We start from the raw sequence: 25,992 nt of genomic DNA on the forward strand, positions 1-25,992 counted from the left end.
CTGCGCCCGGAGTGAGCGGCGGAGAGCTCGTGCAGACGAGCTGGTCGTGGCAGCCGCATCTGCCGAGGGGCAGGGATGGATTGTCGGTCGTGACGCTCGTTTGACGCTCTGGGCGCCCGCACGCGGGACAGAGAGCCGTTAAACCGGCTCTGACCTGGGCTTTTTCGGGACTCGCTCAGGCCGATATCTTTCCGATGACACATCACGTGGAGTGGTGGCGATCTTGGAGCCGGTCGCAAAGGGTTCCTGGCCTGCGATTTTGCGTCTGCGTATTATATGCGGTATGGGCGTTACAGGCGATATCTTAACGCTGAAATGACGCTCGTGACGCTCGTTCTGATGGCATGTCGGGTGCGCCGGCGGGCTGGCTGGTCAGGCCACTGGAAGAGCAGTGTGGGCGAGCGAGGAGCTCTTCTTTTCGCCACCTCAGTGGCGGTCGTCCGTGCTGATGGAACGTCGTCAGACTGCGGGCGCGAGGGAAGTCAGTTCCCAGAGCGTGGACGCCCGAAGTGCTTGCCGTGCTCTACCTTCGAGGTGTGGCCTGGCTGCCCGGAGGAGTCGGACGTTGGTCGTATCGCCCGTGAGAGGCCAGTTTGCCCAGTGCCGTGGGGATATTTCCACGGCACTGTACTTGCCCCTCGCTCGGCTTCCCCGGGCTCCCGTTTCCGGTGGTCGGCCTGATGTGATCAGTCGATGTCCGGATCATCCGACTCTTCGAGGAGTCGGGCCGCGAGGTCGTCGGCCCACTCCACGGCCCAGGCACGAAGAGCGGTGATCGTGGCCTGGTCCAGGCCGTAGGCGGCGAAGGCTTCGTCGTCGGTCCACTCGGATCCGGCGAGGTTTGCCTGCAGGTCTTCGCGCTCGAAGCGGCCGCGGGCGTGGCGGCGGCCGAATTCCTCGAGATCGGCGGTGTTCCAACGGCGGGAGGCTGCGAACACGTCGATCAGGTCACGGGGCGCTCCGCGGTCGGCGAGGGCGCGGACCTTGGTCCCGATGACGTCCTCCTCCGCGAGGACGGGCCCGTACGGGCTCTGGGCGACCGGCCGCCAGAAGATCTCCTTGAGGATGTCGACCTCGCAGTCCTGCCCGGTGGCCGGGTCGGTCACGGTGAAGCGGGCGGACAGCGGGGCGGTCTCCAGCGCGTGCACCTTCCAGCCGCGGGCTTCCAGGCCGGCGCGGAGCGTGGCCGCGATGTCGGCCATGGGCGCCGGGTTCTCGGTGGCGACATCGAGGTCCTGGCTGGGGCGGTTCACGAGGCGGTGCGCCCGCACGGCATACCCGCCGGTGAGGACCAGGGGATACGGCGAGCCGAGGGCAATCACATCCGCCAGAAGCCGCGCGTGCAGCTCCGGCATGTCCGTCACGCGGCTGCCTGGGTGCGGGAGGCGAGCTGAGCGAAGGCGTCCTCCCACACGGTGCGCACGGTGCGGCCGACGAGAGTGCGCAGCACCGGCCACAGCTGGAGGAGCAGGTCCTGGTTGAGGTACCGGGGCAGGTCGTCGTGCAGGCCCTCATGCAAGACAGTGCGGTACAGGCCCATACGCTGGCGCGGCTTGCCCAGGTCGTACGAGGTCATCCCGGACCAGGCCATGTGCAGCGGCAGCTCGACGACCCCCTGGGTCGGGCCGTGCAACTCGTCCAGCGACTCCGGCAGACGGCACCGGAACTTCTCCCGGTACAGCGCGAGGTCCTCGGCGTCCGTGCCCGAGAGGTTCTTCGACGCGGGTGCGGGGTGGTGCGGGCTGGAGGGCATGCCTCCCATTATGGCGGCAGCTTCCCGCTCGCCGAGCAGCTGGACGCGACCGATCACCGGGCGACATCCACCGGCAGGAAAGTCGGAACGGTCCGCCGCCGCGGCAAACTCGTTGGCGCGGGCGTCTCTGGACATGCGGACGAGGGCAATGCGGTAGAGGGCTGAGTTGGCTCCGTGATTACCGCTGCGCGGGACGGCAACCAAGGCCCAGATCCGCGCCTTGGTTGCCGGGAAGGAGGCCGGCTGCACCGACGTACTCACCATGGCCGGGCTCCCTGTCCCGGCCACGGCATGGGACTCGCCGAGGTGATGGATGCGCTCGGCATCGCCTCCCAGACCAGCGGTGTGTGGTCCATGCCCGTCACGCTCCCGACCCCCGAAGACGAACTGCCACTTGCTCGCACGCGGATCTCCGGTCTGGCCCGCCTGCGGGCAGCACAGGGCCGCCCGCTCGAAGGCTGACGAGCGACCCAGTCGCTGGGTTGTATGCAGCAGGCGTTCAGGCGCATGTGCGCCCTCGTGCATCGCGGGCCTCCGCTTCTGCAGTGGAGAACTCAGGCCTTGAGGAGGCTGCTGTGGCAAGGATCGTGGAGGGGAAACACCGGTCGCCGATCGGGGACGACGGGCACCAGCCGAATCGGCCCGTACCGCCGCCCCCTCCTCCCCCTTTGCTTCCACCCCTCCGCCTGCCTGGTCATCGACGGGAAGGTGGTCGCCTTCGCCGAGGAGGAGCGCTTCTCCCGCCGCAAGCACCACAAGGACTCCCGCTCCTGCGCGGTGGCCGCGGCTTACTGCCTGTCCGAGGCCGGCATCACCCTGGCCGACGTTGACGAGATCGCCATCGCCTTCAACCCGGCCTGGCCTACGCCGAGCGACATCTGCACGGACGCCGAGCTGATCACCGAACTCCTCGCCCCCGCTCTGTTCGGCCACCACCGGCCCCGGCAGGTCACCGTGGTCGAGCGCCACCTCGCGCACGCCGCCTCCGCCTTCCACCCCAGCGGCTTCGACGAGGCCGCCGTCCTGGTGGTCGACGGCTCTGGCGACGGCGTCTCCGCCACCATTGCCCACGGCACCGCCGACGGACTGAAGGTCCTGCGCCAGTTCCCGTTCAGCCAGTCGCTGGGCTGGTTCTACGAGACCGTCGCCGAACACCTCGGACTCGGCAACTGGACCAGCTCCGGCAGGCTCATGGGCCTGGCCGGCTACGGCAACCCCGACCGCTACACCCTCGACTTCCTCACCGCCCGCGCTGGCGGCTCGTCGAGAAGGAGCTGAGCGACGTCATCGTGACGGCCGCAGTGGCACTTGCCACCATCAGCCCGGACCCGGAGAAGGCGCTCGCCGGCTGTGTCCAGGGCCTGCTGGCGCGCCTCAGCCTCGACTGACCCGGGCCGGTCGCCACGCAGAAGGGCCCGCACGGACGTGCGGGCCCTTCCGCGTCATCCCCTACTTTGCCGACGCACACGTCCTAGTGGGGTGTATCCCGCTTCCCCGGTGGGAGATGAGTGGGAGACAAGTGGGAGATGATCATGGCGTGGTGCTGCAATCAGGCGCTAGGAAATGCTCGACAGCGCTACCTGTGGGCCCGGTTTCAGCCGCCGGATTCGCCCGCGTGCGGGCTCAGCACACCGGCTCCCACCAGCACGAACAGCAGGATGCCGAGCAGGATCCGGTAGATCACGAAGGGCATGAAGGACTTCGTCGTAATGAACTTCATGAACCACGCGATCACCGCGTAGCCCACCACGAAGGCGATGATCGTCGCGAAGATCGTCGGGCCCCACGACACGTGACCGCCCTCGCCCGCGTCCTTCAGCTCGAAGGCGCCGGAGGCCAGGACGGCCGGGATGGCGAGCAGGAACGAGTAGCGGGCCGCGGCCTCGCGGGTGTAGCCCATCAGGAGGCCGCCGCTGATCGTGGCGCCGGAGCGGGAGACGCCGGGGATGAGGGCCATGGCCTGGCAGACGCCGAAGATCAGGCCGTCGCGTACGCCCAGTTCCTTCAGGCTCTTGCGTTCCTTCACGGCACGGTGCTTGCCGCCGGTCTCGTCGCGGGCCGCGAGGCGGTCGGCGATGCCGAGGACGATGCCCATGACGATGAGGGTCGTGGCGATCAGGCGCAGATCACGGAAGGGGCCCTCGATCTGGTCCTTGAACGTGACGCCGAGCACCCCGATCGGGATCGAGCCGACGATGACGAGCCAGCCCATCTGCGCGTCGTGGTCGGAGCGCGGCACCTTGCCGAAGAGGGAGCCGAACCACGCCGTGATGATCCGGCCGATGTCCTTGCGGAAGTAGATCAGCACGGCGGCCTCGGTGCCGATCTGGGTGATCGCGGTGAACGCGGCCCCCGGATCGTGCCAGCCCGCGAACGCCGCGGTCAGCCGCAGATGCGCGCTGGACGAGATCGGGAGGAACTCGGTCAGTCCCTGGACGAGCCCGAGGATGAAGGATTCAAGCCAAGACATGGAAACTGCGCCGTCCAAGTACTGATCATGGGCTGCGGGTGCGGTCAGGTGCGTGCGTCGGATGAAGGGGGATGCGGGCGGTGCGTGAGCGAGGGGTGATCACGCCCTTGCCGTGGGGCAGCGTAGCGTCACTTGGTTAAGCGGCTTCCGTCGGACCCTTCGTCGTCCAGCCCGGTGCCTGCGGGTGCGCGGTGAGGTCGTCGTGGCGGACCCGGTCGCCGCAGGCGTGGCAGGTCACGACCGGGAGCATCTCGTGGCCGCAGACGTGCTCGATGACCATCGGGCGGTCGTCGTCCTTGCGCAGGTGGCGGTCGCCCCAGGCCATCAGGGTCATCAGGACCGGTTCGAGTTCGAGGCCGGCCTGCGTGGGGCGGTAGTGGAAGCGCTGTGGGCGCTCGCTGTAGGGGATCTTCTCCAGGACGCCCGCGTCCACCAGGCGGCGCAGGCGGGTGGCGAGGACGTCGCGCGGGGCGCCGATGTTGCGCACCAGCTGGTCGAAGCGTCCATTGCCGAGGCAGACCTCGCGCAGGACGAGCAGGGAGTACTTCTCGCCGACGAGGGCGAGGGCGTCGGCGATCGAGCAGGGGCGCGCATCCTTCATGCCGGGCAGTCTAGGGGGATCGAAGGAGAGGGTTTGAATTTCCAACTCACAAGGCTATGGTGAGTTCAGATTTCCTACTCACTGGTAATCGCCCTGGGGGAGTGCCGTTCCGTGCCCCTCCACGGCGCCCTAGGAGGACCGCACCATGCGTGACGCCGTCATCGTCGAAGCCGTACGCACCCCGGTCGGCAAGGGCAAGCCCAACGGCTCCCTCGCCCACATCCACCCGGTCGAGCTCCTCGCCCACACCCTGCGCAGCCTCGTGGAGCGCAGCGGTGTAGACCCGGCCCGCATCGACGACGTGATCGGCGGCTGCGTCGACCAGGTCGCCGAGCAGGCCATGAACACCACCCGGTACGCCGTCCTGTCCGCCGGCTTCCCGGAGTCGGTGCCCGCCACCACCGTGGACCGCCAGTGCGGTTCCTCCCAGCAGGCCGTGCACTTCGCCGCTCAGGGCGTCATCTCAGGTGCGTACGACATGGCCGTCGCCTGTGGTGTGGAGTCGATGAGCCGCGTACCGATGTGGTCGAACGTCCCTGCGGGCGCCGACCCCTTCGGACCTGGTGTCGCCGAGCGCTTCCCCGAAGGGCTCGTCCCGCAGGGCATCAGCGCCGAACTCATCGCCGCCAAGTGGTCGATCGGGCGTGAGCGGATGGACGCCTTCGCGACGACGTCGCACCAGCGTGCCGCGCGGGCCTGGGACGACGGCCTCTTCGACGCGGAGGTCGCCCCGATCGAGGGCGTCACCCGCGACGAGTCCGTACGTCCGGCCACCACTCCGGAGATCCTCGCCGGCCTGAAGCTGGCTTACGAAGACGCGGTTTTTGGTGAGCGCTTCCCGCAGATCGACTGGTCCGTCACTGCGGGCAACACCAGTCCGATCAATGACGGGGCGTCCGCCGTTCTCATCACCACCAGCGAGAACGCGGCGCGGCTCGGGCTGCGCCCGCTGGCCCGGCTGCACAGCTTCGCCGTCACCGGGTCCGATCCGCTCCTCATGCTCACCGGGGTCCTGCCCGCCACCGAGAAGGTGCTGCGCAACGCCTCGTTGAGCCTCGACGACATCGACCTCTTCGAGGTCAACGAGGCCTTTGCGAGCGTCGTCCTGGCTTGGTTGCAGGAGACTGGTGTCGACCCGGAGAAGGTGAATGTGCACGGGGGCGCGATTTCGTTGGGGCATCCCTTGGGCGCGAGTGGTACGCGGTTGATGACCACGCTCGTACACGCGATGCGGGTGCGCGGCGCGCGCTTTGGGCTGCAGACCATGTGTGAGGCCGGGGGCCTCGCCAACGCCACCATTCTTGAAGCGCTGTAGCTCCGCTGGGGGCCGGTACTCCGTCTGAAGGTGCGTGGGGGCTGGTCGCGCCCACGCGGCGGAGCCGCACAATGTCACAGCCCCGCGCCCCTTACGGGCGCAGGTGGTGGCGCTTGCGCCAGGCGATCAGTGCCCCCGCCAGCCCCGTCACCGCGATGAAGCCCATCGCGATCAGGAAAGCGGGGGACGTGGGGGTCGAGGCGCGGGCGCCTGCGACGACGTACGCGGCGGTGTTCGGGATCGAGCCCAGGGCCGTGGCGAGCAGGAACGGCAGCCAGCCCATGCGGGACACCGCCGCGCAGTAGTTGGCGGCCGCGAACGGCACCCCGGGGAACAGCCGCACCGCCAGCATCGAGCGGAACCCGTGTCTGCTCAGCTGCCCGTCCGCCGCGTTCAGCCAGCGCCCGCGGAGCAGCGGGCGCAGCGCGTCCTGCCCCAGCATGCGCCCGAGGCCGAAGGCGATCCCGGCGCCGATGACCGTCCCCGCGATCGCCGCCCCGAGCCCCGCCTGCGAGCCGAACAGCGCGCCGGCCGCCAGATTGAGCAGGGGGCGCGGCACGAACGCCGCGGTGCACAGGCCGTACGCGGCAGCGAACACAAGCACCGCTGCGGCGCCGCCCAGCTGCCGGGGCCACCCGTCGGAGAGCAGCCTCTGCGGCTCGAAGACCAGCACGCACGCCCCGGCCGCCGCGAGCAGCACCACCAGCAACGACAGCCGCGACCACGGCGAGAGCACGGCCCTCGCGCAGCGCACGGCGAGGCCCTGCGGGCGGGCGGCAGCGGCGGTGTCGAGCATCCGGGGAGACTAACCGACATATGTGTGTGATCGCCGTAGGGTGCGTCTCATGAGCGTCACAGTCCCCGGTGTCACCGTCCCGCGCAGCGGCGTGGCCGACACCGTCATGGAGCGGCTCACCGCGACCTATCCGGAGGCGGCCGATCCGCAGCGGGCCGCGCAGGCACAGGCGTACATGAAGGACGTCGCTCCCTTCCTGGGCCTGCCCACGCCGCTGCGCCGCGAGCTGTCCCGCACCGTGCTCGCCGGGACCCCGCGCCCCGACGAGGCGGACTGCACGGCGATCGCGCTGCGCTGCTGGGAGCTGCCGGAGCGCGAGTACGCCTACTTCGCCGTCGACTATCTGCGCCGCCACGTGCAGCGCCTCTACTCCGGCTTCCTGCCCGTCGCCCGCCATCTGGTGACCACCGTCTCCTGGTGGGACACGGTCGACCTGCTCGCTGCGCACGTCGTCGGCGGCCTTGTCGCGGCCGACCCGAAGCTCAGGTCCGAGATGGACGCCTGGATCGAGGACGACGACCTGTGGGTGGCCCGCACCGCCCTCCTCCATCAGCTCCGCCACAAGGACGCCACCGACACCGAGCGCCTCTTCGCGTACTGCCTGCGCCAGTCCGGGCACCCCGACTTCTTCATCCGCAAGGCCATCGGCTGGTGTCTGCGCGAGTACGCCAAGACCGACCCGGACGCCGTGCGCGACTTCGTCGAGCGGGAACGCGGCCGTCTTGCGCCGCTCTCGGTGCGCGAGGCGCTGAAGAACCTCTGACCGGCGGGCGCGCCAACTGCCGCGCGGCGAAAACCATTCGACGTGCCCCCGCCCGTCGGCGATGATCTGCGACATGTTCCGGCACGCCTTTCCCGCAGCTTCGACCGCAGTCGCGGTCGCTGCGAAGGCTGCCGTCTTCCTCTGCGCCGCACTTCCTGTCGACGGCGCCCGACGCTGACCCTCCCCGGACACTCCGGCGGACCCCCTAGGGGGAGGGTCGGTTCGGCCCCGGGGTCCCCGTCCCGAGTGCGTACGCGATGACGTGCGCCCAGGACTTCTGCTTCGAGTTCCGGAGAAGGAACCGCCATGTCCAAGACGGCTTACGTCCGCACGAAACCGCACCTCAACATCGGCACGATGGGCCATGTCGACCACGGCAAGACGACCCTGACCGCCGCCATCACCAAGGTCCTCAGCGAGCGCGGCACCGGCACGTTCGTGCCCTTCGACCGCATCGACCGCGCCCCCGAGGAGGCGCAGCGCGGCATCACCATCAACATCGCGCACGTCGAGTACGAGACCGACACCCGGCACTACGCGCACGTGGACATGCCGGGCCACGCCGACTACGTAAAGAACATGGTCACCGGCGCCGCCCAGCTGGACGGGGCGATCCTCGTCGTCTCCGCGCTCGACGGGATCATGCCGCAGACCGCCGAGCACGTCCTGCTGGCCCGGCAGGTCGGCGTCGACCACATCGTCGTCGCCCTCAACAAGGCCGACGCCGGTGACGAGGAGCTCACAGACCTCGTCGAGCTGGAGGTGCGCGAGCTGCTGAACGCGCACGGGTACGGGGGCGACTCCGTCCCCGTCGTACGGGTCTCGGGACTGAAGGCGCTGGAGGGCGACCCGCGGTGGGCCGCCGCCATCGAGGCGCTGCTCGACGCGGTGGACACCTATGTGCCCATGCCCGAGCGGTATGTCGACGCGCCCTTTCTGCTGCCGGTGGAGAACGTGCTCACCATCACCGGGCGCGGCACCGTCGTCACCGGGGCCGTCGAGCGCGGCACGGTGCGGATCGGTGACCGGGTGGAGGTGCTCGGCGCGGAGACGGAGACCGTCGTCACCGGTCTGGAGACCTTCGGCAAGCCCATGGAGTCCGCGCAGGCGGGCGACAACGTGGCGCTGCTCCTTCGCGGCGTGCCACGCGACGCCGTACGACGCGGCCATGTCGTCGCGGCGCCGGGCAGCGTCAGTCCGAGCCGGCGCTTCACCGCCCAGGTGTACGTCCTGTCGACCAAGGAGGGTGGCCGGTCGACGCCGATCGCGACCGGCTACCGGCCGCAGTTCTACCTCCGCACCGCGGACGTCGTCGGGGACGTCGACCTCGGCGATGCCGCCGTCGCCCGGCCCGGCGACACGGTCACCATGACCGTCGAGCTCGGCCGCGACATGCCCCTGGAGACGGGCCTCGGCTTCGCGATCCGCGAGGGCGGCCGCACCGTCGGCGCGGGCACGGTGACCGAGGTCGGCTGATGGCAGCTGCCCGCCTCCCGCAGGGGATCCACCGCTGCGGGAGGCGGGCACAATGGAGCGGTGACTGAGGACGAACGCGCGGACGAGGCCATACCCGTCTTCAAGGACGTGGATCACGGCACCGCCAAGCTGATGCCGGACGTGGACCGGCCGCGCGCCTGGCTGCTCACGGTCGACGGGGCGCCGCAGTCGTACGTCGACCTGGACGCGCCCACGCATCTGGAGTTCGAGTACGCGCAGCGCCTCGCCCATGTCCTGGACACCGCGGCGGAGCCGGAGCTCCCGCTCGACGTGCTCCACCTCGGGGGCGGCGCGCTCACCCTGCCCCGCTATGTCGCGGCCACCCGGCCCGGTTCACGCCAGGACGTCGTGGAGGCGGACCGCGGTCTTCTCGACCTGGTGGGCGAGCATCTGCCGGTGCCGGACGGCTGCGGGATCGCCGTGCACGGAGACGACGCCCGCCGGTGGCTGGAAGCGGCGGCGCCCGACAGCGCCGACGTATTGGTCGCCGATGTGTTCGGCGGCTCGCGGGTGCCGGCCCATCTGACCTCCGTGGCCTACGCGCGGGCCGCGGAGCGGGTGCTGCGCACGGGCGGGATCTACGCGGCGAACCTCGCCGACGGAGCGCCGTTCACGTTTCTGCGCTCCCAACTGGCGGGCTTCGCCGAGGTGTTCGCGGACCTTGCGCTGATCGCCGAACCGGCCGTGCTGCGCGGCCGCCGCTTCGGCAACGCGGTGCTCGTCGCCTCCCACGACGCCATCGACGTCCAGGCGCTCGCCCGGCGGGCGGCGGCCGACGTCTTCCCGGCACGCGTCGAGCACGGGGCCGCGCTGCGGCGGTTCATCGGCGACGCGCGGCCGGTGCGGGACGAGGACGCGGTGGCCTCACCCGAGCCGCCCGACGGTGCCTTCAGCATCGGCTGACTCCTGAGCTTGCGGGGCGCCCTTCGCGACCTCCTTCGAGGGCGTGCGCCGCGTCAGGTTCCGCACGTCAGGGACGAGCAGGACAAGCGCTGTCACCACGACCACAAGGGCCGCACAGCCCCACAGCGACGCCGAACGCCCGAAGGCCAGCTCGGCGGGGCCCGCGAGAGCCGTGGCGAGCGGGACCATCGCGATCGAGCCGAACCAGTCGTAGGCGGCCACGCGGGACAGCTTCTCCTCGGGGATCTCCTGATGCATCGTCGTCATCCAGGAGACGCCGAACACCTCGATCGCGACACCGCTGACGAACATCACCGCCGCAAGACCCCACACCGGCAGCGGCACGGCGAGCGCCGCCGAAGGCGCGGCGAGCGGAAAGACGCAGAGGGTTCCGGCGAGCAGCATCCTGCGCGGCTTCCACCGCATCATCAGGAGCGCGCCGCCGACCGTGCCCGCGCCGAACGCGCCGAGCGCCAGGCCCCAGGGCCCGGCGCCGCCCAGCTCGTCGCGGGCCACCAGCGGTCCGAACACCGCCTCGGCCGCGCCGACCACAGCCACCACGACGGAGAACTGCGCGACGATCGCCCAGAGCCACGGCCGGCCGATGAACTCGCGCCAGCCATCGCGCAGATCCGAGAGCAGCCCGCCGCCCGGCTCGCGCGCCGGTATGTGACTCACGTCGAGGAACGACCGCATGGCTCCCGCGATCGCGAAGGCGACCGCGTCCACCGCGAGCACCCAGCCGGGCCCGAGCGCGGCCACCATCAGACCGCCGAGCGCGGCGCCGCCGAGCCCCGCGCCCTGCATCGCCATCCGGTACAGCGCGAAGGCGCGGCTCGCCTGCTCGCCGGTGACCGTCGACATCAGCATGCCCTCGGCGGCCGGGCCGAAGAACGCCTGGCCGACGCCGCCGAGCCCGGTGAGCAGCATCATCGACCACAGCGGGGGCGTGCCGGAGATGACAAGGACCGCGAAGACGGCCTGGGAGAGGCAGTTGAGGGCGTTGGCCGCGACCATCACATGGTGACGCGGCAGCCGGTCGGCGACGGCACCGCCGATGAGCAGGAACAGCACGAGCGGCAGCGTGCGCGCCGCCGCCACCAGACCCACGTCCCCGCCGTCCCCGCCCGCGTCGAGGACGGCGAACGCCGCCGCGATCAGGGCGCCGTGGCTGCCCAGGTTGGTCACGATCGCGGCGGCGGTCAGCAGGGTGTAGTTGCGGCCTGCCCAGGTGGGGCGGCGCGCGGCGGCGGGAGTGGTCACCCGGGGACTATCGCCGCCCGGACGCCGACTTGCCAAACGGATTCAGCGAGCCACCAGGTGGTTCAGGACTCCTCGGGGTCGCCGTGCAGACGTACCGTCTTGAGGATCTTCTGCACCGTCGCGTCCGGGACCTCGTCCTTGACGCCCTTGGCGCCGTACAGGGTCCACGCCACGTACTCGCCCTCGGAGTTCTTGAAGGCGAACGTGGTGGCCTTGCCGTCCGAGTCGCACTTGTCGTTCTTGGCGACTCCGGCGGTCGTGGAGGTCGCGACGCTGCCCTTGATGCCGGAGGTGGTGGTGAACGACTCGATCTTGCCGATCTTGATCTTCTTCTTGTCGGCCTTCTTCTGGTTCGTGTAACCGCCGAAGACCCACCACGCGGAGTCGTTGCGCGCAACGTCCTCGGTGTTCTTGGCGCCATTCTGGCCCTTTGTGCCGACCGCGGCGAGGGACGTGTCGTCCGACTTGCCGTCCTTGTCGTCGTCGGACGTGCACCACTTCTCTTTGTAGATCGCAGGCGCCGACATGCTGATGAGGGGCTTCATGCCGTCGCCCGCGCTGTCCTCGAATCCGATCATGGTGTCAGGCGTCTGGACGGCCCAGTCGGCGGGGACGTCGAAGGCGGTGCCCCACTTGGGGTTCACCACGACCTGCCAGCCCTCGATCGTCGGCTTCGGGTCATTGCCCGTGCCACGCTCGGTGCCGCCGTCATCGGTCGGGCTCGGCTTCTTGGACGTGGACTTGGAAGGAGACTTCTTCGGCTTCTTGTCCGCGACGTCGTCCTTGTCACCGCCGAGGACCAGGAAGCCCGTGACACCGGCGGCCACCACGACGGCGAGCGCCGCGACGATCGCGGTGATCTTCGTCTTGTTTCCGTCCCCGCCCTGGCCGCCACCCTGCTGGGGCGGCATCGGCGGCGGGGTGGGCGCGGCCCACTGCTGCGGCTGCTCGGGCTGCGAGTAGGCACCCGGTTGCGGCGGCTGCTGCTGATACCCGGGCTGCTGATACGGGTTCGGCTGTTGGTACCCCGGCTGCTGGTACGGATTGGGATTCTGGTCCTGCGGGTTCTGCTCGCCCCCGGGCGGCTGCTGTCCTGGCCACATGGGCAGTAACCATAGAGGGGCCTGTGGCCTGATGTCATCGCTGCCCTCACGGAGCGGCCGACACATCGGGTCACAAGCCCCGTTGGCGTACGAAACGGATCAGGACTCCGTGGGGTCGCCGGCCAGCCGCACCGTATTGAGGATCTTCATGATCGTCGCCTCCGGAATCTCCTCCTTGACGCCCTTGGCGCTGTAGAGGTTCCAGGCGACGTATTCGCCCGCGGAGTTCTTGAAGCCGAAGGTGATCGCCTTGCCGTCGGAGGCGCACTTGCCCTTCTGGGGCGTGTTCTCCGAATGGGCACGGGCGAGGCTGCCCTTGATGCCCGTCTTCGTGGTGAAGGGCTCCGCCTTCTCGTCGAACTTGAGGCTCTTCTTGTCGGGCTGGGTGTAGCCGCCGAAGACCCACCAGGGCACCTGGTTCACGGCGACCTCGTCGGTGTTCTTGGCGCCGTTCGCCCCCTTGGTGCCGACGGCGCCGAGCGCGGTGTCGTCGGAGTTGCCGTCCCTGTCCTCGTCGTCCGAGCACCACTTCGACTTGTAGTAGGCGGGCGCCGACATGGTGATGAGGGGCTTGCCCTTGTCGTCCTCGAAGGCGATCGCCGAGTCCGGCGACTGCACCTCCCAGTCGGCGGGGACGTCGAAGGCGGTGCCCCACTTGGGGTTCACCACGACCTGCCAGCCCTCGATCGTCGGCTTCGGGCCGTTGCCCGTGCCGCGCTCGGTGCCGCCGTCGTTCGCCGGGTCGCTGCTCGGCTTCGACGCGGACTTCGAGGGGGACTTGGACGGCTTCGAGTCGGCCTCGTCGTCCTTGTCGCCGCCGAGGACCAGGAAGCCGGTGACGCAGGCGGCCACCACGACCGCGACGGCGGCGACGATCGCCACGAGCTTGGTCTTGTTGCCGCCGTCACCGCCGCCGGGCGGCGGCTGCGTGACACCCATCGGCGCGGTCGGCGCGCTCCACTGGCCCTGCTGCTGGCCCTGCTGCTGATACCCGGGCTGCTGATACGGGTTCGGTGCCTGGTACCCCGGCTGCTGGTACGGATTCTGGTCCTGCGGGTTCTGCTCGCCCCCGGGCGGCTGCTGTCCTGGCCACATGGCGGGCAACGATACGGGTCTTGACGCGGGGTCAGCGAGGCAACCCCAGGTGGGAGGGGCTATGGCGGGGCGGTTGCTCAGGACTCGGGCCCATTGTCGTATTCGCGCACCGTGCTGAGCATCTTCTTGACCGTCGCCTCCGGCACTTCACCGCTCACGTCCCGGGCGCCGAAGAACGACCACGAGACCAACTTCCCCTGGGAGTCCTTGAATCCGAAGGTGGTCGCCTTGCCGTCCGTCCGGCACTTGTCGTTCTTGTCGTTCTTGACGCCCGAGACCGAGGACGAGGTCAGGCTGCCGGTGATGCCGGACTTGGTGGTGTACGGCTCCACCGAGCTGGTCCGGACATTCTTCTTGCCGGGCTGGGAGTACCGGCCGTGCACCCACATCGCCGAGTCCTTCTTGGCGATCTCTTCGGTGCTCTTGGCGCTGCGGTTGCCCCTGCTGCCGGCCTCCGCGAGCGGCGTGTAGTCCTTGACGCCGTCCCGGTCGGGATCGCTCGCACACCACTGCTGCTTGAGCGCGGCGGGTGCCATCATCGCGATCAGAATGCTGTCGGGATCGTCGATCTCACCGACGGCGTCGACCCGGTCCTGTGCCTTGAGCTCCCACTCCGGAGGTGCGTCGAAGGCGATGCCGCGCTCGGCGTTCGTGACCGTCTTCCAGCCCGCAATCGTCGGCTTCGGCCCCCCGCCGCCACCACGTGCGTCGGCGTCCTCGGACCTGGCCGGACTCGGGGACGTGGAGGCGGACCGCGTCGGGTCCGGCTTCGCCGTGTCGTCCTTGTCGCCGCCCAGGAGCAGGAAACCGGTGACGCCCGCGGCCACCACGACCGCGGCGGCCGCGACGATGGCGACGATCTTGGTCCTGTTGCCACCCCGGCCGCTGCCGCCGCCGTCGTCGTGCGGGGCCTGCGCCGGGCCGCCGGGGACGGTGGGCGCGTTCCAGGGGGCCGGCTGCTGGTACCCCTGCTGCTGCCCTTGCTGCTGATATCCCGGCTGGTGGTAGGGATTCGGCTGCTGATTCGGCCCGCCCCCGGGCTGCTGCTCTCCTGGCCACATGAGCAGCAACGATAGGGGACCGTGATCCACGTCGAGTCAGTTCCTGGCCAAAGAACGCTACTCGTGGGTAACATCGCCGCCATGAGCGCACCCCAGATGTCGATCGGCGAGATGCTCGCCGCCACCGTGCCGATGGCCCGGACCCTGAACCTCGAGTTCCGTGAGACCACGCCCGAGAAGGCCGTGGTCGCCCTTCCCGACCAGGACGACTACCACAACCACGTCGGCGGACCGCACGCCGGAGCCATGTTCACGCTGGGCGAGTCGGCGAGCGGCGCCATCGTGCTCGCCGCCTTCGGGGAGCAGCTCTCGCGGGCCGTGCCGCTCGCCGTGCGCGCCGACATCGCGTACAAGAAGCTCGCCATGGGTCCGGTGACCGCCACCGCGACCCTCGGCCGTCCGGCCGCCGATGTGATCGCCGAGCTGGACGCGGGGGAGCGGCCCGAGTTCCCGGTGGCGATCGAGATCCAGCGCGCGGACGGCGCCGTGACCGGCGAGATGACCGTCGTCTGGACGCTGCGTCCCAATAACTGAGTCGCATACCGGCGTTCGTTTACGTACGTTCGTCGGGCGAACGGCGTCTCGCCGGTCGGGCACGGGGGTGCCGGCCGGTGCGACGCCGTTTTCCGTTCAACTGATTGACACGAGTCAGTAGCGGTCATAGTTTCCTCGCCGCCAGTGGGTCGACATCTGCAGAGGAGTCGCCGCATGAGGAGCTTGAGGAGAACGAGGGCAGCGGGAAGAGGCAGCGGTAGAGGCGGAGGCGGAGACAGCGGCAGGTCGGGGCGGGTGCGGGCCGCCGTGTCCGGCTTCCTCGCCGTCGCCGCGACCGCCGCGGCCGTGCTCACCCCGCAGGCCGCGCAGGCCGGTCAGCCCGCGGGGAGTGACCCGCCGACGAAGGGCGCGACGCTCGTCCGTACGGACGCGGGCTGGTTACGCGGTGAATCCACCGCCGAGGGGCGCCAGTTCCTCGGGATCCCGTACGCGCGCCGGCCGGTCGGCGAGCTGCGGTGGAAGGAGCCACGGGCGGTCAAGCCCTGGCACGGCGTGCGCGGCGCCACCTCCTTCGGCAACCGGTGTGTGCAGAGCGCCAGTTGGGATCCCGGCTATGAGAATCCCAGCCACACCGAGGACTGCCTCGACCTGAACGTCTACGCCCCCGTTGGCGCCGACCGGCGCCAACGCCCCGTCATGGTCTGGCTGCACGGCGGCGGGCTGACCGCGGGAGCGGGCGAGGACATCGTCCCGGACGCCTTCGCCCGGCGCACCGGCACCGTGGTCGTGACCGTCAACTACCGCCTCGGAGCGATGGGTTTCCTCGCCGGAGAGGGCCTCGACGGTGAGGCGTCCGATCGCGTCTCGGGCAACTACGGCCTGCTCGACCAGCAGGCGGCCCTGCGCTGGGTGCGCGCCAACATCGGCTCGTTCGGCGGCGACCGGCACCGCGTCACCATCGCGGGCGAGTCCGCGGGCGGCCGCTCCGTCTGCACCCTGCTCGCCTCGCCCACCGCCGATGGCCTCTACCGCGCGGGCATCGTGGAGAGCGGCGCGTACGGCGACTGCGCGGCCCGTGAGCAGAAGGAAGCCGGTACGCAGGGCGCGGCGTTCGCGAAGAAGGCGGGCTGCCCCGACCCGGCGACCGCCCTCGCCTGTCTGCGGAAGAAGTCCTCCGCGGAGATCCTCGCGGCGCAGGGCGGGTTCGACTGGGGCCCGGTCGTGGGCGGCGACTTCCTGCCGGTGCAGCCGGAGGAGGCGTACGCGCGGGGGAGCGCGTCGGACGTGCCCGTGCTGAACGGGGCCAACAGCGACGAAGGGCGGCTCTTCGCCTACGCCCAGTTCGACGGGCAGGGCAGACCGCTCACCGCCGAGCAGTACCCGGGCGCGCTCACCCAGGCGTACGGCGAAGAGCTGGGAGCCAAGGTCCTCAAGCGCTATCCGGCCGCCGAGCATGCCTCGCCGACGCACGCCTACGCGGCTTCGCTCGGGGACCGGATGTTCGCCTGTACCGCGCTGCGCATGAACAAGGCGCTCGCGGACCGCGGGCCCGTCTACGCCTATGAGTTCGCCGACCGCACATCGCCGCCCTTCGCGTCGATCCGTGAAGCCGGCAAGACCTTCGATTTCGGGGCGACCCATGTGAATGAAGTGCAGTACCTCTTCAAGCACTTCGGGCTCGCGTCGCCGCTCAATGCCGAACAGCGTTCGCTGGCCGGGCAGATGGTCCAGTACTGGGGCTCCTTCATCCACGGCGGGGCGCCGAGCGCCGACGGCCAGCCCGCCGCGCCCGATCAGCGCACGCGGCCCGGCCAGGTGCTCTCGCTGCGCACCGCCTCCGCGGGCGGCACCACAGTGAGCACGACACTGGCCGACGATCACCGGTGTGACCTGTGGGACTCCGCTCCGGCCGACGCCGGGTGAGCGGGTAGGCTGCCCGGCGTGCGCGAGCCAGGGGGGACCGCGCACGCCGGGTACAGGCACACCAGCACAGGAGGAACCGGCGTTGCACGTCCAGGAATGGCTGGAGACCGTACCGGCCGTCAGTATCTACGCGCTGGTGGGCGTGATCATCGGTCTGGAGAGCCTGGGCATCCCGCTGCCGGGTGAGATCGTCCTCGTATCCGCCGCGCTGCTCTCCTCGCAGCACGGCGAGCTCAACCCGGTCGTCCTCGGGATCTGCGCCACCGCGGGCGCCATCATCGGCGACTCCATCGGATACGCGATCGGCCGCAAGGGCGGCCGGCCACTCCTCGCGTGGCTCGAAGGGAAATTCCCCAAGCACTTCGGCGCCGCGAACATCGCCACCGCCGAGCGGTCCTTCCAGAAGTGGGGCATGTGGGCGGTCTTCTTCGGCCGCTTCGTCGCCCTGCTGAGGATCTTCGCCGGGCCGCTCGCGGGCGTCCTGCGCATGCCGTACTGGAAGTTCCTCGTCGCCAACGTCCTGGGCGGCATCGTCTGGGCGGGCGGCACCACCGCCGTCATCTACTACATCGGCGTGGTCGCGGAGGACTGGCTCAAGCGGTTCTCGTACTTCGGCCTTGCCATCGCCGTCCTGATCGGCGTCGGCTCCATGCTGTTCGTCAAGCGCCGCGCCAAGAAGTCCGCGGAGCGCGCCGAGGCCGAGGCTGAGGCCGAGGCTGAGGGTGGCCTGCAGGCGGCCGAGCCGGTGCCCGTCCCGGCCGCCGACTGACGTCAGCCCGCGTGGGCGTCCTTGTGGGCCTTGGCCAGCTCGACGTACATCGTGCCGTTGAGGGTGATGCCCGCGCGCTCCTCGTCGGTGAGGGGCCTGCGCACCTTGGCCGGTACGCCCGCGACGAGTGATCCTGGCGGCACGACCATCCCCTGCGGGACGAGTGCCTGCGCCGCGACCAGTGAACCGGCGCCGATCACCGCGCCGTTGAGGACCGTGGCGCCCATCCCGATGAGGCAGTCGTCCTCGACGGTGCAGCCGTGCAGGACGGCGTTGTGGCCGACCGAGACCCGCTCGCCGATGGTCATCGGGAAGCCCAGGTCGACGTGGAGGCTGCAGTTGTCCTGGATGTTGCTGTCGGCGCCGACGACGATCGGCCCGCCGTCGGCGCGGAGTACCGCCCCGTACCAGGTGCTCGCACCGGCGTGCAGGGTCACCTCGCCGATGACGACGGAGGTGGGCGCGGTGAAGGCGTCCTGATCGATCTTCGGGTCCTTGCCGCCGATCCCGGTGATGAGTGCCTCGTGGCCCATCGGATGTCTCCATTCGTACGTGTCTCGCGCCTGGCGGAACCGTACGGGACGAGGGCGGGCGCGCCGCCGTGTGGGGTGAAGATCACAGGGGTCCGGGCTCACCGGTGGGCCCGTGGCTGAGTAACGTGAGCCCGTGCCGAAGAACAGGAACACGTTCTCATCCGCGGTCGCCGACTGGCGGCGCCGCGCGGCCCAGCGCGCCGTTCACGCGGGCTGGGCGTGGGTGCAGCGGACAGGCGCGGTCACCGCGCGGCGGCCGGGGCGGCTGCGGTTCGGCGCGCTCGGCGAGAACACGAAGCTGGCCTTTCCGCAGGGGACCGTCTTCGGTGAGCCGTGGATCCGCATCGGCGACCACTGCATCATCGGCGAGCAGGTCACGCTGACCGCCGGGATGATGCCCGATCTGGATCTCGGCCCTGATCCGATCCTGCGCATCGGCAACGGCGTCGTGCTCGGCCGCGGCAGTCATGTCATCGCCGACACGGCGGTGGCCATCGGCGACGACTGCTACTTCGGGCCCAGCGTGTACGTGACGTCGACGAACCACTCGTACGACGATCCGCACACGCCCATCGGGAAGCAGTGGCCCCGTATGGAGCCGGTCGAGATCGGGCCCGGCTGCTGGATCGGTACGAATGCCGTGATCCTGCCGGGGGCGCGGATCGGGCGGAATGTTGTGGTGGCTGCGGGGGCCGTTGTCCGGGGTGACGTTCCCGACCATGCGGTGGTTGCGGGTGCGCCGGCGCGGGTCGTGCGGACGTGGGACCCCGAAGCGGGGTGGCAGCCGCCCTTGCGTACGCCTGCGCCAGTGCCTATTCCTGACGGGGTCACGCCGGAACAGTTGCTTGCCCTGGGTGAGTTGGGGGAGGGGTAGTTCCGGCTTCCCTCGTCTGCGGGTGGGTGGGGGCTTGTCGCGCAGTTCCCCGCGCCCCTTCGGGGCGCTCCTGGCGAGGCGCGTCTTAGCTCGCCAGCAGTACCGTGCCCACCAAGGCCAAGCCCGCTCCCGCCGCCTGTACTCCGCGCAGGCGTTCCTTCAGGACCGCGCGTGCCGCCAGTGCTGTGACCACCGGGTAGATCGAGGAGAGCACCGCTGCCACCGTGATCGGGCCGTTCTGGGCGGCTATCGAGTACGTTCCGTTGGCCGCCACGTCCGCCAGGCCGACGAAGGCCAGTGCCGGGAGCGACGCCCAGATCACGCCCATCCCTGTGCCCTCGGGGAGTGCGACGCCGCCGCGCTTCACCGAGGCGAACAGGGCCGCGCCGCCCGCCGCCACGTTTGTCACGCGCTGCACGAACAGGGCGAGGAACAGGCCGGTCATGTTGCTCGACGCCTCGGAGATGAGGGCCATCACCGCGCCGAATCCGAAGGCCGCGAGCAGGGTCAGCAGAACCGCCTGCCGCTGTACGGGCGCGCCGCGCAGCTCTGGCCCGCCCGCGAGCAGGATGCCCACGACGGCGACGGCGATCCCGGCGAACTGTGGCACCCCGGGCCGCTCGCCCAGGAAGAGCCCGACGCCCACCGGTACCACGACGCCCAGGGAGCCGAGCGGCGAGACGACGCCCATCGGGCCGAGGGCGAGGGCCTTGTAGAAGGAGAGCATCGCGACCGGGCCGACGAGTCCCGCGCCGACCGCGAACCACAGTTGCGGGCCCCACTCCGTCCAACCGCCGGTCGCGACCACGATCGCGCCGAGGACGATCACGGCGATGGCCTGCGAGGCGACGACGACCGTGAGGGCGGGGATACGTCGGGTCAGCAGTCCGCCGCCGAAGTCGGCGAGGCCCCACAGGAGGCTCGTGGCCAGGGCGAACAGTGCTGTCATCGATGATCCTCGCAGTACAGTGTGGTGAACCCTTGGGTGCACCACACCGTAGTGCAGCATAGTGAACTCTGTCATCCAATATATTGGACGGAATGTGTCGGACCTCGACCAGCTCACCCAGTCGCTCGCCCGCAACCTCAAGCGCTGGCGCACCGAACGCGGCTTCACGCTCGACGCGCTCGCGGCCCGCGCGGGCGTCAGTCGCGGCATGATCATCCAGATCGAGCAGGCAAGGACCAACCCCAGCGTGGGCATCACGGTGAAGCTCGCCGACGCCCTGGGCGTCAGCATCACCACGCTCCTCGACTACGAACAGGGCTCGCACGTGCGGCTCGTGCCGCCGGAGCAGGCGGTGCGGATGTGGTCCACGGAGGCGGGCAGCAGCACGACACTGCTCGTCGGGACGGAGGCGCGCGGCCCCTTCGAACTGTGGGCCTGGAAGCTGATGCCCGGTGAGGGCAGCGACTCCGACGCGCATCCGCCGGGGACCATCGAGCTGCTTCATGTCTCGGCGGGCGAGCTGACGCTCGTCGTGGACGGGGTGGAGCATGCCGTCGCCGCCGGGTCGGCCGCGACGTTCGAGGCCAACGTCCCGCACGGCTACCACAACAAGGGCGCCGAGCCGGTCGAGATGACCATGTCGGTGTCCGTGCCGCCCGCGCACGCCGCCTCCTACTGAGTGCCGCGGCGGGACGGTGCCCGCACCCTGAGACGGCCGAGTCGCCGCGTACGCGGCGCTGTTAGCGTGCGGGCATGCGTGCACCCATGGGAGAGTTCGACGCCGTCCGCCCGGCCACCGAGGCCCTCGACCTCCTGGTGACCCCCGTCGCCGACGCCGTGCGCGGCTGGCACGGGGACGTCCCCGCCGAGCAGCTGATCCACGTCGACACCGACCCGCAGTGGGCCGACACCGCCACATTCGTGGAGCACTACGGCCAAGACATCCTGGAGCAGTCCGCGAACTGCGTGGTCGTCGCCGGCAAGCGCGGCGGCGAGTCCACGCTCGCCGCCTGTCTCGTCCTCTCCTCGACCCGAGTCGACGTGAACGGCGTCGTGCGCCGCCAACTCGGCGCCCGCAAGGCCTCGTTCGCGCCGATGGACACGGCGACCGGCGAGACCGGCATGGAGTACGGCGGAATCACCCCGATCGGCCTGCCCGCCCACTGGCAGCTCCTGGTGGACGCCGCCGTCGTCGACCTGCCGTACGTCCTGATCGGCAGCGGCAGCCGCCGGGGCAAGCTCATCGTGCCGGGCAAGGCGTTCGCCGGGCTGCCGAACGCGGTCGTCCTCGAAGGGCTCGGCGTCGCCTGACCCGGCTCAGGGGCAGACCCCCGCCGCGCGCAGCCGGGCGATGTCGTCCGGGCCGCGGCCCAGCTCGGCGAGGATCGAGTGGGTGTGCTCGCCGGCCGCCGGGACGGGATCCATGCGCGGGCTCACGCCGCTCAGATCCGCGGGCGGCAGCAGGGCCTGCACGGGCGACGACGTGCCGGGCACGGCGATCTCCCGCCAGCGGTCGCGCTCGGCAAGGGCGGGGTGGTCGAGGAACTCGGTCACTGAATTGACGCCCGCGTTCGCGATGTTGGCGTCGTCGAGCAGCTCCATCGCCTCCTCGCTGCCGAGTTCTGCGAAGCGTACGGAGATGATCGCGTCTAGCTCGTCGCGGTGCGCCACGCGGTCGGAGCCGGTGGCGAACCAGGGGTCGTCGGTCAGCTCGGGACGTCCGATGACCCGCTCGCACAGGGCGGCCCACTCGCGTTCGTTCTGCACGGAGAGCAGCACGTCCTTGCCGTCGGACGCGGTGAAGGGGCCGTACGGCGCGACCGTCGCGTGCCGGGCGCCGACCCGCGGCGGCTGCGTGCCGCCATAGCGTGTGTAGTACGCGGGCTGGCTCATCCACTCGGCCAGTGCGTCGAAGAGGGAGACCTCGACGGCCGGGGCTCGCCCCGTCGTCGCCCGGGTGAACAACGCGGACAGGACACCGCTGTAGGCGTACATGCCGCCCGCGATGTCGGCCACCGAGATGCCGGCCCGCACCGCCTCGTCGGGCGTGCCGGTCAGCGAGAGCAGACCCGTCTGGCACTGCACGAGCAGGTCGTACGCCTTGCGGTCCGCCCAGGAGCCGCTCGTGCCGTAACCGCTGACCGTGCAGGGGATCAACGACGGGTAGCGGGCCTGGAGCTCGCCGGCGCTCAGGCCCAGGCGGTCGGCCGCGCCGGGGGCGAGGTTCTGCACGAACACATCTGCGCCCGCGAGCAGCTCGTGCAGGATCTCCAGGCCCTCGTCGGACTTGAGATCCAGGGTGAGGGATTCCTTGGAGCGGTTGAGCCAGACGAAATAGCTGGCCTGGCCGTGCACCGTGGTGTCGTAGCGGCGCGCGAAGTCTCCGCCGCCGGGGCGCTCCACCTTGATGACGCGGGCGCCGAGATCGGCCAGCTGGCGGGTGGCGAAGGGCGCGGCCACGGCCTGCTCCAGGCTGACCACGGTGATGCCCGCCAGGGGGAGCGGGCCGGATGTCTGTCGTGCGGTCGCCATGACTGCCTCTCGTTCGACGCGTGCGGGGGCCTGCGTACGTGAGTCTGTACGGTCGTGGTCACGTTCCCGACACCGGCCGGTGGCCCGGCGGCCGATTCATTGAACGCGACGGTCGATTGTGTGAAAAGACCGGGTCAGGGGTTTGCGGTCGCCGTTCATCTGATGCTCATGAGGGTCCTGACCACCGGCCTCGCGGCCATCGTGCGCAGTTCAGCCGGCGCAAGGACCGTGCGGGCATGCCCTCGACACCGCTTGCTTCGGCCGCCGCCTCGACGCCCGCCGCCCCCGGCGCCGTCACCGGCTCGTACGTCACCTCCATCGCCGACTCCGAGAGCCAGATACGGGCCGCGCAGCGCCTGCGGTACCGCGTCTTCGGTGAGGAGATGGGCGCCACCCTCCACACGCCCCTGCCCGGTCACGACGTGGACGACTACGACGACCTCGTCGACCACCTGATCGTCACCGACACCACCACGGACGAGGTGGTCGGCACCTACCGCCTGCTGCCGCCCGGACGGTCCGAGCGGTCCTACTCCGACGGCGAGTTCGATCTGCGCGCGCTGGCAGAGCTGCGTTCGTCCACGATCGAGGCCGGGCGCTCCTGCGTGCACCCGGATCACCGCTCCGGCGCGGTGATCAACCTGATGTGGTCCGCGCTCGCCCGCTACGTCCTGCTCTCCGGCCACCGCTATCTGGCGGGCTGCGCGTCCGTGCCGCTGTCCGACGGCGGGAAGGCCGCCTCCAGCGCCTGGCTGCTCGGCACGTCCAAGCACGCGTCGCCGCCCGAGCTCCGGGTGCACCCCCGGCGCCCCTGGACGCCCGCCGAGCCGACCGTGGAGCATCCCACCTACGCCGACCTTCCCCCGCTGCTCCGGGGCTACCTCCGGCTCGGCGCCTGGATGTGCGGGGCGCCGACGCACGACCCCGAGTTCGATGTCGCCGACTTCTTCGTCCTGCTCGACATGGAACGGCTCAGTGACCGCCACCGCCGGTACTTCCTGGGAGAGACGCCATGAGTCCCTGGGCCCCGGCGAGTCTGTGCACCCCGGCCTGCGCCACCCGGTCGGCCCCGCCGGTGCCGCCGGTTCCGCCGGGCGAAGTGGCCCGCCGGTACGCCGCGTTGGCGTACGAGATCGGCAAGGGCGCGGCGCAGGGCGGCCGGCTCGCCGAGCCTCGCGCACTGCGGGCGCGGGCCAGGGGTGTGCTCGCCGCGCTCGGCGTACGGCCGGCGGCGGAGCTCGACCGGCTCACGGTCGGCGGCGGCACCACCGGCACCCTGATCGTCGCCAACCACATCTCCTGGCTCGATGTCGTCGCCCTGCTCGCCGTGGAGCCGGTGACGGTCCTCGCCAAGCGGGAGGTGGGCCGGTGGCCGGTCGTCGGCACGCTCGCCCGGCGCGCCGGTACGCAGTTCATCGACCGCGACGGACTGCGCCAACTGCCGGACGTTGTCGCCGAGTTGGCGGCGGCCCTGCGCTCGGGACGCTCGGTCGCCGTCTTTCCCCAGGCGACGACCTGGTGCTCCGTGTCCGGCGGCCGGTTCCGCCGGGCCACCTTCCAGGCGGCGGCCGACGCGGGCGCACCCGTACGCCCCGTGACCATCCGCTACGAACAGCACGGGACCCCCAGCACCGCCGCCGCCTTCCTCGGCGACGAGACCTTCGCGGCCTCGCTGCACCGGGTCGCCCGCGCGGGCGGCCTGACCGTGCGGATCACCGGGCACGCACCGCTGCACGGCACCGACCGGCGCGTGCTGGCCGCCGAGGCCCAAGCGGTCATCGGCGCACGGGAGTTGGCCGCACACGGGTGAGCCGTCACCACCCCGTATGCAGCAGGTGGTTGAGCAGCAGGGCCAGCAGGGCCTGCGCGGCCAGCCAGAAGCGCTGGGTGCGCGCGGGCAGGAACGCCGCCGCGGCGAGCAGCCACGCCGCGAACGGCAGCCAGATGCGTTCCGTCTCCGCCTTGCTCATCCCGGAGAGATCGGCGGCGGCAAGGGCGAGCAGCGCGGCGACGACGAGCAGGGCGAGCCGGTCGTCGGCGGTGTCCTCTCCCGTACGCAGCCGACGGCGGACGGCGCCCGACGCCCACGTCACGGTCCTGCCCAGACCCGCGACCGTGGCGAGGCCCACGACAAGGACCGTGCAGGCGAGGTTGGCCCAGACCCAGTAGCCGTACGGACGGATGCCGCCCGCTCCCTGGTAGTAGCGCTCCACCAACAGCCGGTACGCCTCCCACCAGTTGAAGCCCAGCAGGGTGAACACCAGCGGCACGACCGCCGCCCCGGCCAGGAACAGGGGCAGCGGGCGCGCGGTCCTGGCGAGCAGCAGCGCCGCGGCGCCGATCACCGCGAACAGCGTCAGGCCGTAGCTGAGGTAGCAGAGCAGCCCGAACAGCAGGCCAGAGCCGAGGGCCGCGGCCGCCGGGAAGCGGGCCGTGCGGGTCGCGGCGAGCGCGAGCAGGGCGATCGTCCACGCGGCGACGGCGGCGAAGTATCCGTCCGCCGATGTGCCCATCCACACCGCGGCCGGGGCAAGCACCAGGAAGGGCGCGGCCCGCCGCGCGCTCGCCTCGTCGGCCAGGGCGCGCACGCTGACCAGCACGGCCGCCGCGACACTCGCGCCGAGCGTGATGCACCAGACGCCTGCCCAGGCGCCGCCGCCGAGCCCGATGCGGTCGAGGACGACGAAGGTGAGCGTGGCGCCGGGCGGATGTCCTGCCGTGTGCGGGGGCCAGTGGTCCGGAGCGTCGATCAGGATGTGCCGGGTGAAGTCCCGCAGCGCGGCGGGGATGTCGTCGAAGCGGTCGATCACCTGGAGGTACTCGTACTTGGTGGTCAGCCGCCGGGCGACGCCCTGATGCCAGCCGTCGACGAGCGCGAGGGACCAGATCCAGGCAAGGGACGCGCCCCAGCTGCCGAAGACCAGCGCCCGCCACGGCAGGCGTGCGGCGAGCGCGGGGCCGTAGGCGATGGTCGCGGCGGCCACCGCGAGCGCGGCCGGGGTGCCCGGTCCGATGTGCGGGGACCATGTGGCGTACAGCGGGGGCCAGTTGACGTGGAGCGTGCCGTACTCGTCTTCCATGTACGTGCCGACGGCGACGGCCAGGGCGACGAGCAGTACGCCGCCCCCGGCGGTGAGCAGATCGCGGCGCGGCGGGGTGGCGCGTCTTTCTCGGGGGATCACCTCTGCACGCTAGGCCGGGACGCCCCGGTCAGGGGCGCTGGACGGGGCGGTGTCATCGATCTGTCAGATCTTGCGCCGCGGTACCGCAGGGCTGCGGCGCTTCCTTGCGCCGTCA

General features: G+C 70.7%; 27 protein-coding genes. 14 read left to right on the plus strand and 13 right to left on the minus strand.

The genetic code is table 11. The annotated features are described in order from the left end of the window. Positions 1 to 686: 686 nt before the first annotated feature. Positions 687 to 1,355 carry a nucleotidyl transferase AbiEii/AbiGii toxin family protein gene (locus tag OG453_RS19470; RefSeq protein WP_266869931.1) on the minus strand — a complete coding sequence of 223 codons (669 nt, stop codon included), beginning with the start codon at positions 1,353 to 1,355 and terminating at the stop codon, positions 687 to 689. Positions 1,356 to 1,360: 5 nt separating this feature from the next. Beyond that, complete coding sequence (locus OG453_RS19475) at positions 1,361 to 1,753, minus strand: hypothetical protein (protein ID WP_266869216.1); 393 nt, start codon at positions 1,751 to 1,753, stop codon at positions 1,361 to 1,363. 291 nt (positions 1,754 to 2,044) lie between these two features. On the opposite strand from OG453_RS19475, the gene OG453_RS19480 reads away from it, so the two are divergent. Together OG453_RS19480 and OG453_RS19485 are read left to right on the plus strand one after the other, a co-directional pair. Beyond that, positions 2,045 to 2,215: a hypothetical protein gene (locus tag OG453_RS19480; protein ID WP_266869217.1), complete on the plus strand. Its 171-nt coding sequence runs from the start codon at positions 2,045 to 2,047 to the stop codon at positions 2,213 to 2,215. A gap of 246 nt (positions 2,216 to 2,461) precedes the next feature. Further along, a complete protein-coding gene (locus OG453_RS19485; RefSeq protein WP_266869218.1) occupies positions 2,462 to 3,031 on the plus strand; it encodes a carbamoyltransferase N-terminal domain-containing protein in 570 nt (189 codons plus the stop codon). Positions 3,032 to 3,347: 316 nt separating this feature from the next. Here the strand turns inward: OG453_RS19485 and OG453_RS19490 are convergent, their stop codons facing one another. Both OG453_RS19490 and OG453_RS19495 read right to left on the minus strand, forming a co-directional pair. Next, positions 3,348 to 4,223, minus strand: coding sequence for an undecaprenyl-diphosphate phosphatase (locus tag OG453_RS19490; protein ID WP_266869219.1), 876 nt, complete (start codon positions 4,221 to 4,223; stop codon positions 3,348 to 3,350). Between the two features lie 136 nt (positions 4,224 to 4,359). Continuing rightward, positions 4,360 to 4,833, minus strand: coding sequence for a helix-turn-helix domain-containing protein (locus OG453_RS19495; RefSeq protein ID WP_266869932.1), 474 nt, complete (start codon positions 4,831 to 4,833; stop codon positions 4,360 to 4,362). A gap of 136 nt (positions 4,834 to 4,969) precedes the next feature. Between OG453_RS19495 and OG453_RS19500 the strand changes: the two genes are divergently transcribed. After that, positions 4,970 to 6,139: a thiolase family protein gene (locus OG453_RS19500; protein ID WP_266869220.1), complete on the plus strand. Its 1,170-nt coding sequence runs from the start codon at positions 4,970 to 4,972 to the stop codon at positions 6,137 to 6,139. Between the two features lie 91 nt (positions 6,140 to 6,230). Here the strand turns inward: OG453_RS19500 and OG453_RS19505 are convergent, their stop codons facing one another. Then, positions 6,231 to 6,935, minus strand: a complete 705-nt coding sequence (locus tag OG453_RS19505) for a TVP38/TMEM64 family protein (protein WP_266869221.1) — start codon at positions 6,933 to 6,935, stop codon at positions 6,231 to 6,233. A gap of 49 nt (positions 6,936 to 6,984) precedes the next feature. Here OG453_RS19505 and OG453_RS19510 point away from each other — a divergent pair, with 49 nt between their 5' ends. The 3 genes from OG453_RS19510 to OG453_RS19520 all read left to right on the plus strand — a co-directional run bounded on the left by OG453_RS19510 (position 6,985) and on the right by OG453_RS19520 (position 10,098). Beyond that, the gene (locus OG453_RS19510) at positions 6,985 to 7,698 is read left to right on the plus strand and encodes a DNA alkylation repair protein (RefSeq protein WP_266869222.1); all 714 of its coding nucleotides are present in this window, start codon (positions 6,985 to 6,987) and stop codon (positions 7,696 to 7,698) included. A 306-nt stretch (positions 7,699 to 8,004) separates the two neighbouring features. Further along, on the plus strand, positions 8,005 to 9,174 hold the full coding sequence (gene tuf, locus OG453_RS19515) for an elongation factor Tu (RefSeq protein WP_266869223.1): 1,170 nt from the start codon (positions 8,005 to 8,007) through the stop codon (positions 9,172 to 9,174). Between the two features lie 132 nt (positions 9,175 to 9,306). Then, a complete protein-coding gene (locus tag OG453_RS19520; RefSeq protein ID WP_266869933.1) occupies positions 9,307 to 10,098 on the plus strand; it encodes a spermidine synthase in 792 nt (263 codons plus the stop codon). Here the strand turns inward: OG453_RS19520 and OG453_RS19525 are convergent. From OG453_RS19525 to OG453_RS19540, 4 genes are all read right to left on the minus strand, one after another. After that, on the minus strand, positions 10,060 to 11,361 hold the full coding sequence (locus tag OG453_RS19525; protein WP_266869224.1) for an MFS transporter: 1,302 nt from the start codon (positions 11,359 to 11,361) through the stop codon (positions 10,060 to 10,062). The two genes, OG453_RS19520 and OG453_RS19525, sit on opposite strands and share 39 nt — an antisense overlap. A 62-nt stretch (positions 11,362 to 11,423) precedes the next feature. Further along, complete coding sequence (locus tag OG453_RS19530) at positions 11,424 to 12,464, minus strand: hypothetical protein (RefSeq protein ID WP_266869225.1); 1,041 nt, start codon at positions 12,462 to 12,464, stop codon at positions 11,424 to 11,426. Between the two features lie 99 nt (positions 12,465 to 12,563). Beyond that, positions 12,564 to 13,559 carry a hypothetical protein gene (locus OG453_RS19535; protein WP_266869226.1) on the minus strand — a complete coding sequence of 332 codons (996 nt, stop codon included), beginning with the start codon at positions 13,557 to 13,559 and terminating at the stop codon, positions 12,564 to 12,566. Between the two features lie 77 nt (positions 13,560 to 13,636). After that, positions 13,637 to 14,620 carry a hypothetical protein gene (locus OG453_RS19540; protein WP_266869227.1) on the minus strand — a complete coding sequence of 328 codons (984 nt, stop codon included), beginning with the start codon at positions 14,618 to 14,620 and terminating at the stop codon, positions 13,637 to 13,639. Positions 14,621 to 14,701: 81 nt separating this feature from the next. Here OG453_RS19540 and OG453_RS19545 point away from each other — a divergent pair, with 81 nt between their 5' ends. The 3 genes from OG453_RS19545 (at position 14,702) to OG453_RS19555 (ending at position 17,807) form a co-directional block, all read left to right on the plus strand. After that, positions 14,702 to 15,154 carry a DUF4442 domain-containing protein gene (locus tag OG453_RS19545; protein WP_266869229.1) on the plus strand — a complete coding sequence of 151 codons (453 nt, stop codon included), beginning with the start codon at positions 14,702 to 14,704 and terminating at the stop codon, positions 15,152 to 15,154. Between the two features lie 255 nt (positions 15,155 to 15,409). Further along, on the plus strand, positions 15,410 to 17,038 hold the full coding sequence (locus tag OG453_RS19550) for a carboxylesterase/lipase family protein (RefSeq protein ID WP_266869230.1): 1,629 nt from the start codon (positions 15,410 to 15,412) through the stop codon (positions 17,036 to 17,038). 82 nt (positions 17,039 to 17,120) lie between these two features. Next, the gene (locus OG453_RS19555) at positions 17,121 to 17,807 is read left to right on the plus strand and encodes a DedA family protein (protein WP_266869231.1); all 687 of its coding nucleotides are present in this window, start codon (positions 17,121 to 17,123) and stop codon (positions 17,805 to 17,807) included. A gap of 2 nt (positions 17,808 to 17,809) precedes the next feature. Here OG453_RS19555 and OG453_RS19560 read toward each other — a convergent pair whose 3' ends face one another. After that, positions 17,810 to 18,340 carry a gamma carbonic anhydrase family protein gene (locus OG453_RS19560; RefSeq protein ID WP_266869232.1) on the minus strand — a complete coding sequence of 177 codons (531 nt, stop codon included), beginning with the start codon at positions 18,338 to 18,340 and terminating at the stop codon, positions 17,810 to 17,812. Between the two features lie 133 nt (positions 18,341 to 18,473). Between OG453_RS19560 and OG453_RS19565 the strand changes: the two genes are divergently transcribed. Further along, on the plus strand, positions 18,474 to 19,214 hold the full coding sequence (locus OG453_RS19565) for a DapH/DapD/GlmU-related protein (protein ID WP_266869233.1): 741 nt from the start codon (positions 18,474 to 18,476) through the stop codon (positions 19,212 to 19,214). Between the two features lie 85 nt (positions 19,215 to 19,299). Here OG453_RS19565 and OG453_RS19570 read toward each other — a convergent pair whose 3' ends face one another. Further along, positions 19,300 to 20,163, minus strand: a complete 864-nt coding sequence (locus OG453_RS19570; RefSeq protein ID WP_266869234.1) for a DMT family transporter — start codon at positions 20,161 to 20,163, stop codon at positions 19,300 to 19,302. 94 nt (positions 20,164 to 20,257) lie between these two features. Here OG453_RS19570 and OG453_RS19575 point away from each other — a divergent pair, with 94 nt between their 5' ends. After that, complete coding sequence (locus tag OG453_RS19575) at positions 20,258 to 20,842, plus strand: helix-turn-helix domain-containing protein (protein WP_266869235.1); 585 nt, start codon at positions 20,258 to 20,260, stop codon at positions 20,840 to 20,842. Between the two features lie 74 nt (positions 20,843 to 20,916). Then, positions 20,917 to 21,474 carry a YbaK/EbsC family protein gene (locus OG453_RS19580; RefSeq protein ID WP_266869237.1) on the plus strand — a complete coding sequence of 186 codons (558 nt, stop codon included), beginning with the start codon at positions 20,917 to 20,919 and terminating at the stop codon, positions 21,472 to 21,474. 6 nt (positions 21,475 to 21,480) lie between these two features. Here the strand turns inward: OG453_RS19580 and OG453_RS19585 are convergent, their stop codons facing one another. After that, positions 21,481 to 22,695, minus strand: coding sequence for a CaiB/BaiF CoA-transferase family protein (locus OG453_RS19585; protein WP_266869238.1), 1,215 nt, complete (start codon positions 22,693 to 22,695; stop codon positions 21,481 to 21,483). Between the two features lie 236 nt (positions 22,696 to 22,931). Here OG453_RS19585 and OG453_RS19590 point away from each other — a divergent pair, with 236 nt between their 5' ends. After that, positions 22,932 to 23,711, plus strand: coding sequence for a GNAT family N-acetyltransferase (locus OG453_RS19590; RefSeq protein WP_266869239.1), 780 nt, complete (start codon positions 22,932 to 22,934; stop codon positions 23,709 to 23,711). Beyond that, the gene (locus tag OG453_RS19595) at positions 23,708 to 24,505 is read left to right on the plus strand and encodes a 1-acyl-sn-glycerol-3-phosphate acyltransferase (protein WP_266869240.1); all 798 of its coding nucleotides are present in this window, start codon (positions 23,708 to 23,710) and stop codon (positions 24,503 to 24,505) included. The genes OG453_RS19590 and OG453_RS19595 overlap by 4 nt, the downstream gene beginning before the upstream one ends. A gap of 4 nt (positions 24,506 to 24,509) precedes the next feature. Here OG453_RS19595 and OG453_RS19600 read toward each other — a convergent pair whose 3' ends face one another. Beyond that, positions 24,510 to 25,874, minus strand: a complete 1,365-nt coding sequence (locus OG453_RS19600; RefSeq protein ID WP_266869934.1) for a hypothetical protein — start codon at positions 25,872 to 25,874, stop codon at positions 24,510 to 24,512. Between the last annotated feature and the right edge of the window lie 118 nt (positions 25,875 to 25,992).

The sequence above is a fragment of the Streptomyces sp. NBC_01381 genome, from assembly GCF_026340305.1.
Lineage (GTDB): Bacteria > Actinomycetota > Actinomycetes > Streptomycetales > Streptomycetaceae > Streptomyces.

What these genes read in the sequence shown, in the direction of transcription:
- OG453_RS19535 (WP_266869226.1), bottom strand. Translation starts at nt 13,559, where the DNA reads ATGTGGCCAGGACAGCAGCCGCCCGGGGGCGAGCAGAACCCGCAGGAC.
- OG453_RS19500 (WP_266869220.1), top strand. Translation starts at nt 4,970, where the DNA reads ATGCGTGACGCCGTCATCGTCGAAGCCGTACGCACCCCGGTCGGCAAG.
- OG453_RS19530 (WP_266869225.1), bottom strand. Translation starts at nt 12,464, where the DNA reads ATGTGGCCAGGACAGCAGCCGCCCGGGGGCGAGCAGAACCCGCAGGAC.
- OG453_RS19585 (WP_266869238.1), bottom strand. Translation starts at nt 22,695, where the DNA reads ATGGCGACCGCACGACAGACATCCGGCCCGCTCCCCCTGGCGGGCATC.
- tuf (WP_266869223.1), top strand. Translation starts at nt 8,005, where the DNA reads ATGTCCAAGACGGCTTACGTCCGCACGAAACCGCACCTCAACATCGGC.
- OG453_RS19590 (WP_266869239.1), top strand. Translation starts at nt 22,932, where the DNA reads ATGCCCTCGACACCGCTTGCTTCGGCCGCCGCCTCGACGCCCGCCGCC.
- OG453_RS19475 (WP_266869216.1), bottom strand. Translation starts at nt 1,753, where the DNA reads ATGCCCTCCAGCCCGCACCACCCCGCACCCGCGTCGAAGAACCTCTCG.
- OG453_RS19520 (WP_266869933.1), top strand. Translation starts at nt 9,307, where the DNA reads ATGCCGGACGTGGACCGGCCGCGCGCCTGGCTGCTCACGGTCGACGGG.
- OG453_RS19570 (WP_266869234.1), bottom strand. Translation starts at nt 20,163, where the DNA reads ATGACAGCACTGTTCGCCCTGGCCACGAGCCTCCTGTGGGGCCTCGCC.
- OG453_RS19490 (WP_266869219.1), bottom strand. Translation starts at nt 4,223, where the DNA reads ATGTCTTGGCTTGAATCCTTCATCCTCGGGCTCGTCCAGGGACTGACC.
- OG453_RS19505 (WP_266869221.1), bottom strand. Translation starts at nt 6,935, where the DNA reads ATGCTCGACACCGCCGCTGCCGCCCGCCCGCAGGGCCTCGCCGTGCGC.
- OG453_RS19540 (WP_266869227.1), bottom strand. Translation starts at nt 14,620, where the DNA reads ATGTGGCCAGGAGAGCAGCAGCCCGGGGGCGGGCCGAATCAGCAGCCG.
- OG453_RS19510 (WP_266869222.1), top strand. Translation starts at nt 6,985, where the DNA reads ATGAGCGTCACAGTCCCCGGTGTCACCGTCCCGCGCAGCGGCGTGGCC.
- OG453_RS19545 (WP_266869229.1), top strand. Translation starts at nt 14,702, where the DNA reads ATGAGCGCACCCCAGATGTCGATCGGCGAGATGCTCGCCGCCACCGTG.
- OG453_RS19560 (WP_266869232.1), bottom strand. Translation starts at nt 18,340, where the DNA reads ATGGGCCACGAGGCACTCATCACCGGGATCGGCGGCAAGGACCCGAAG.
- OG453_RS19480 (WP_266869217.1), top strand. Translation starts at nt 2,045, where the DNA reads ATGGGACTCGCCGAGGTGATGGATGCGCTCGGCATCGCCTCCCAGACC.
- OG453_RS19470 (WP_266869931.1), bottom strand. Translation starts at nt 1,355, where the DNA reads ATGCCGGAGCTGCACGCGCGGCTTCTGGCGGATGTGATTGCCCTCGGC.
- OG453_RS19580 (WP_266869237.1), top strand. Translation starts at nt 20,917, where the DNA reads ATGCGTGCACCCATGGGAGAGTTCGACGCCGTCCGCCCGGCCACCGAG.
- OG453_RS19595 (WP_266869240.1), top strand. Translation starts at nt 23,708, where the DNA reads ATGAGTCCCTGGGCCCCGGCGAGTCTGTGCACCCCGGCCTGCGCCACC.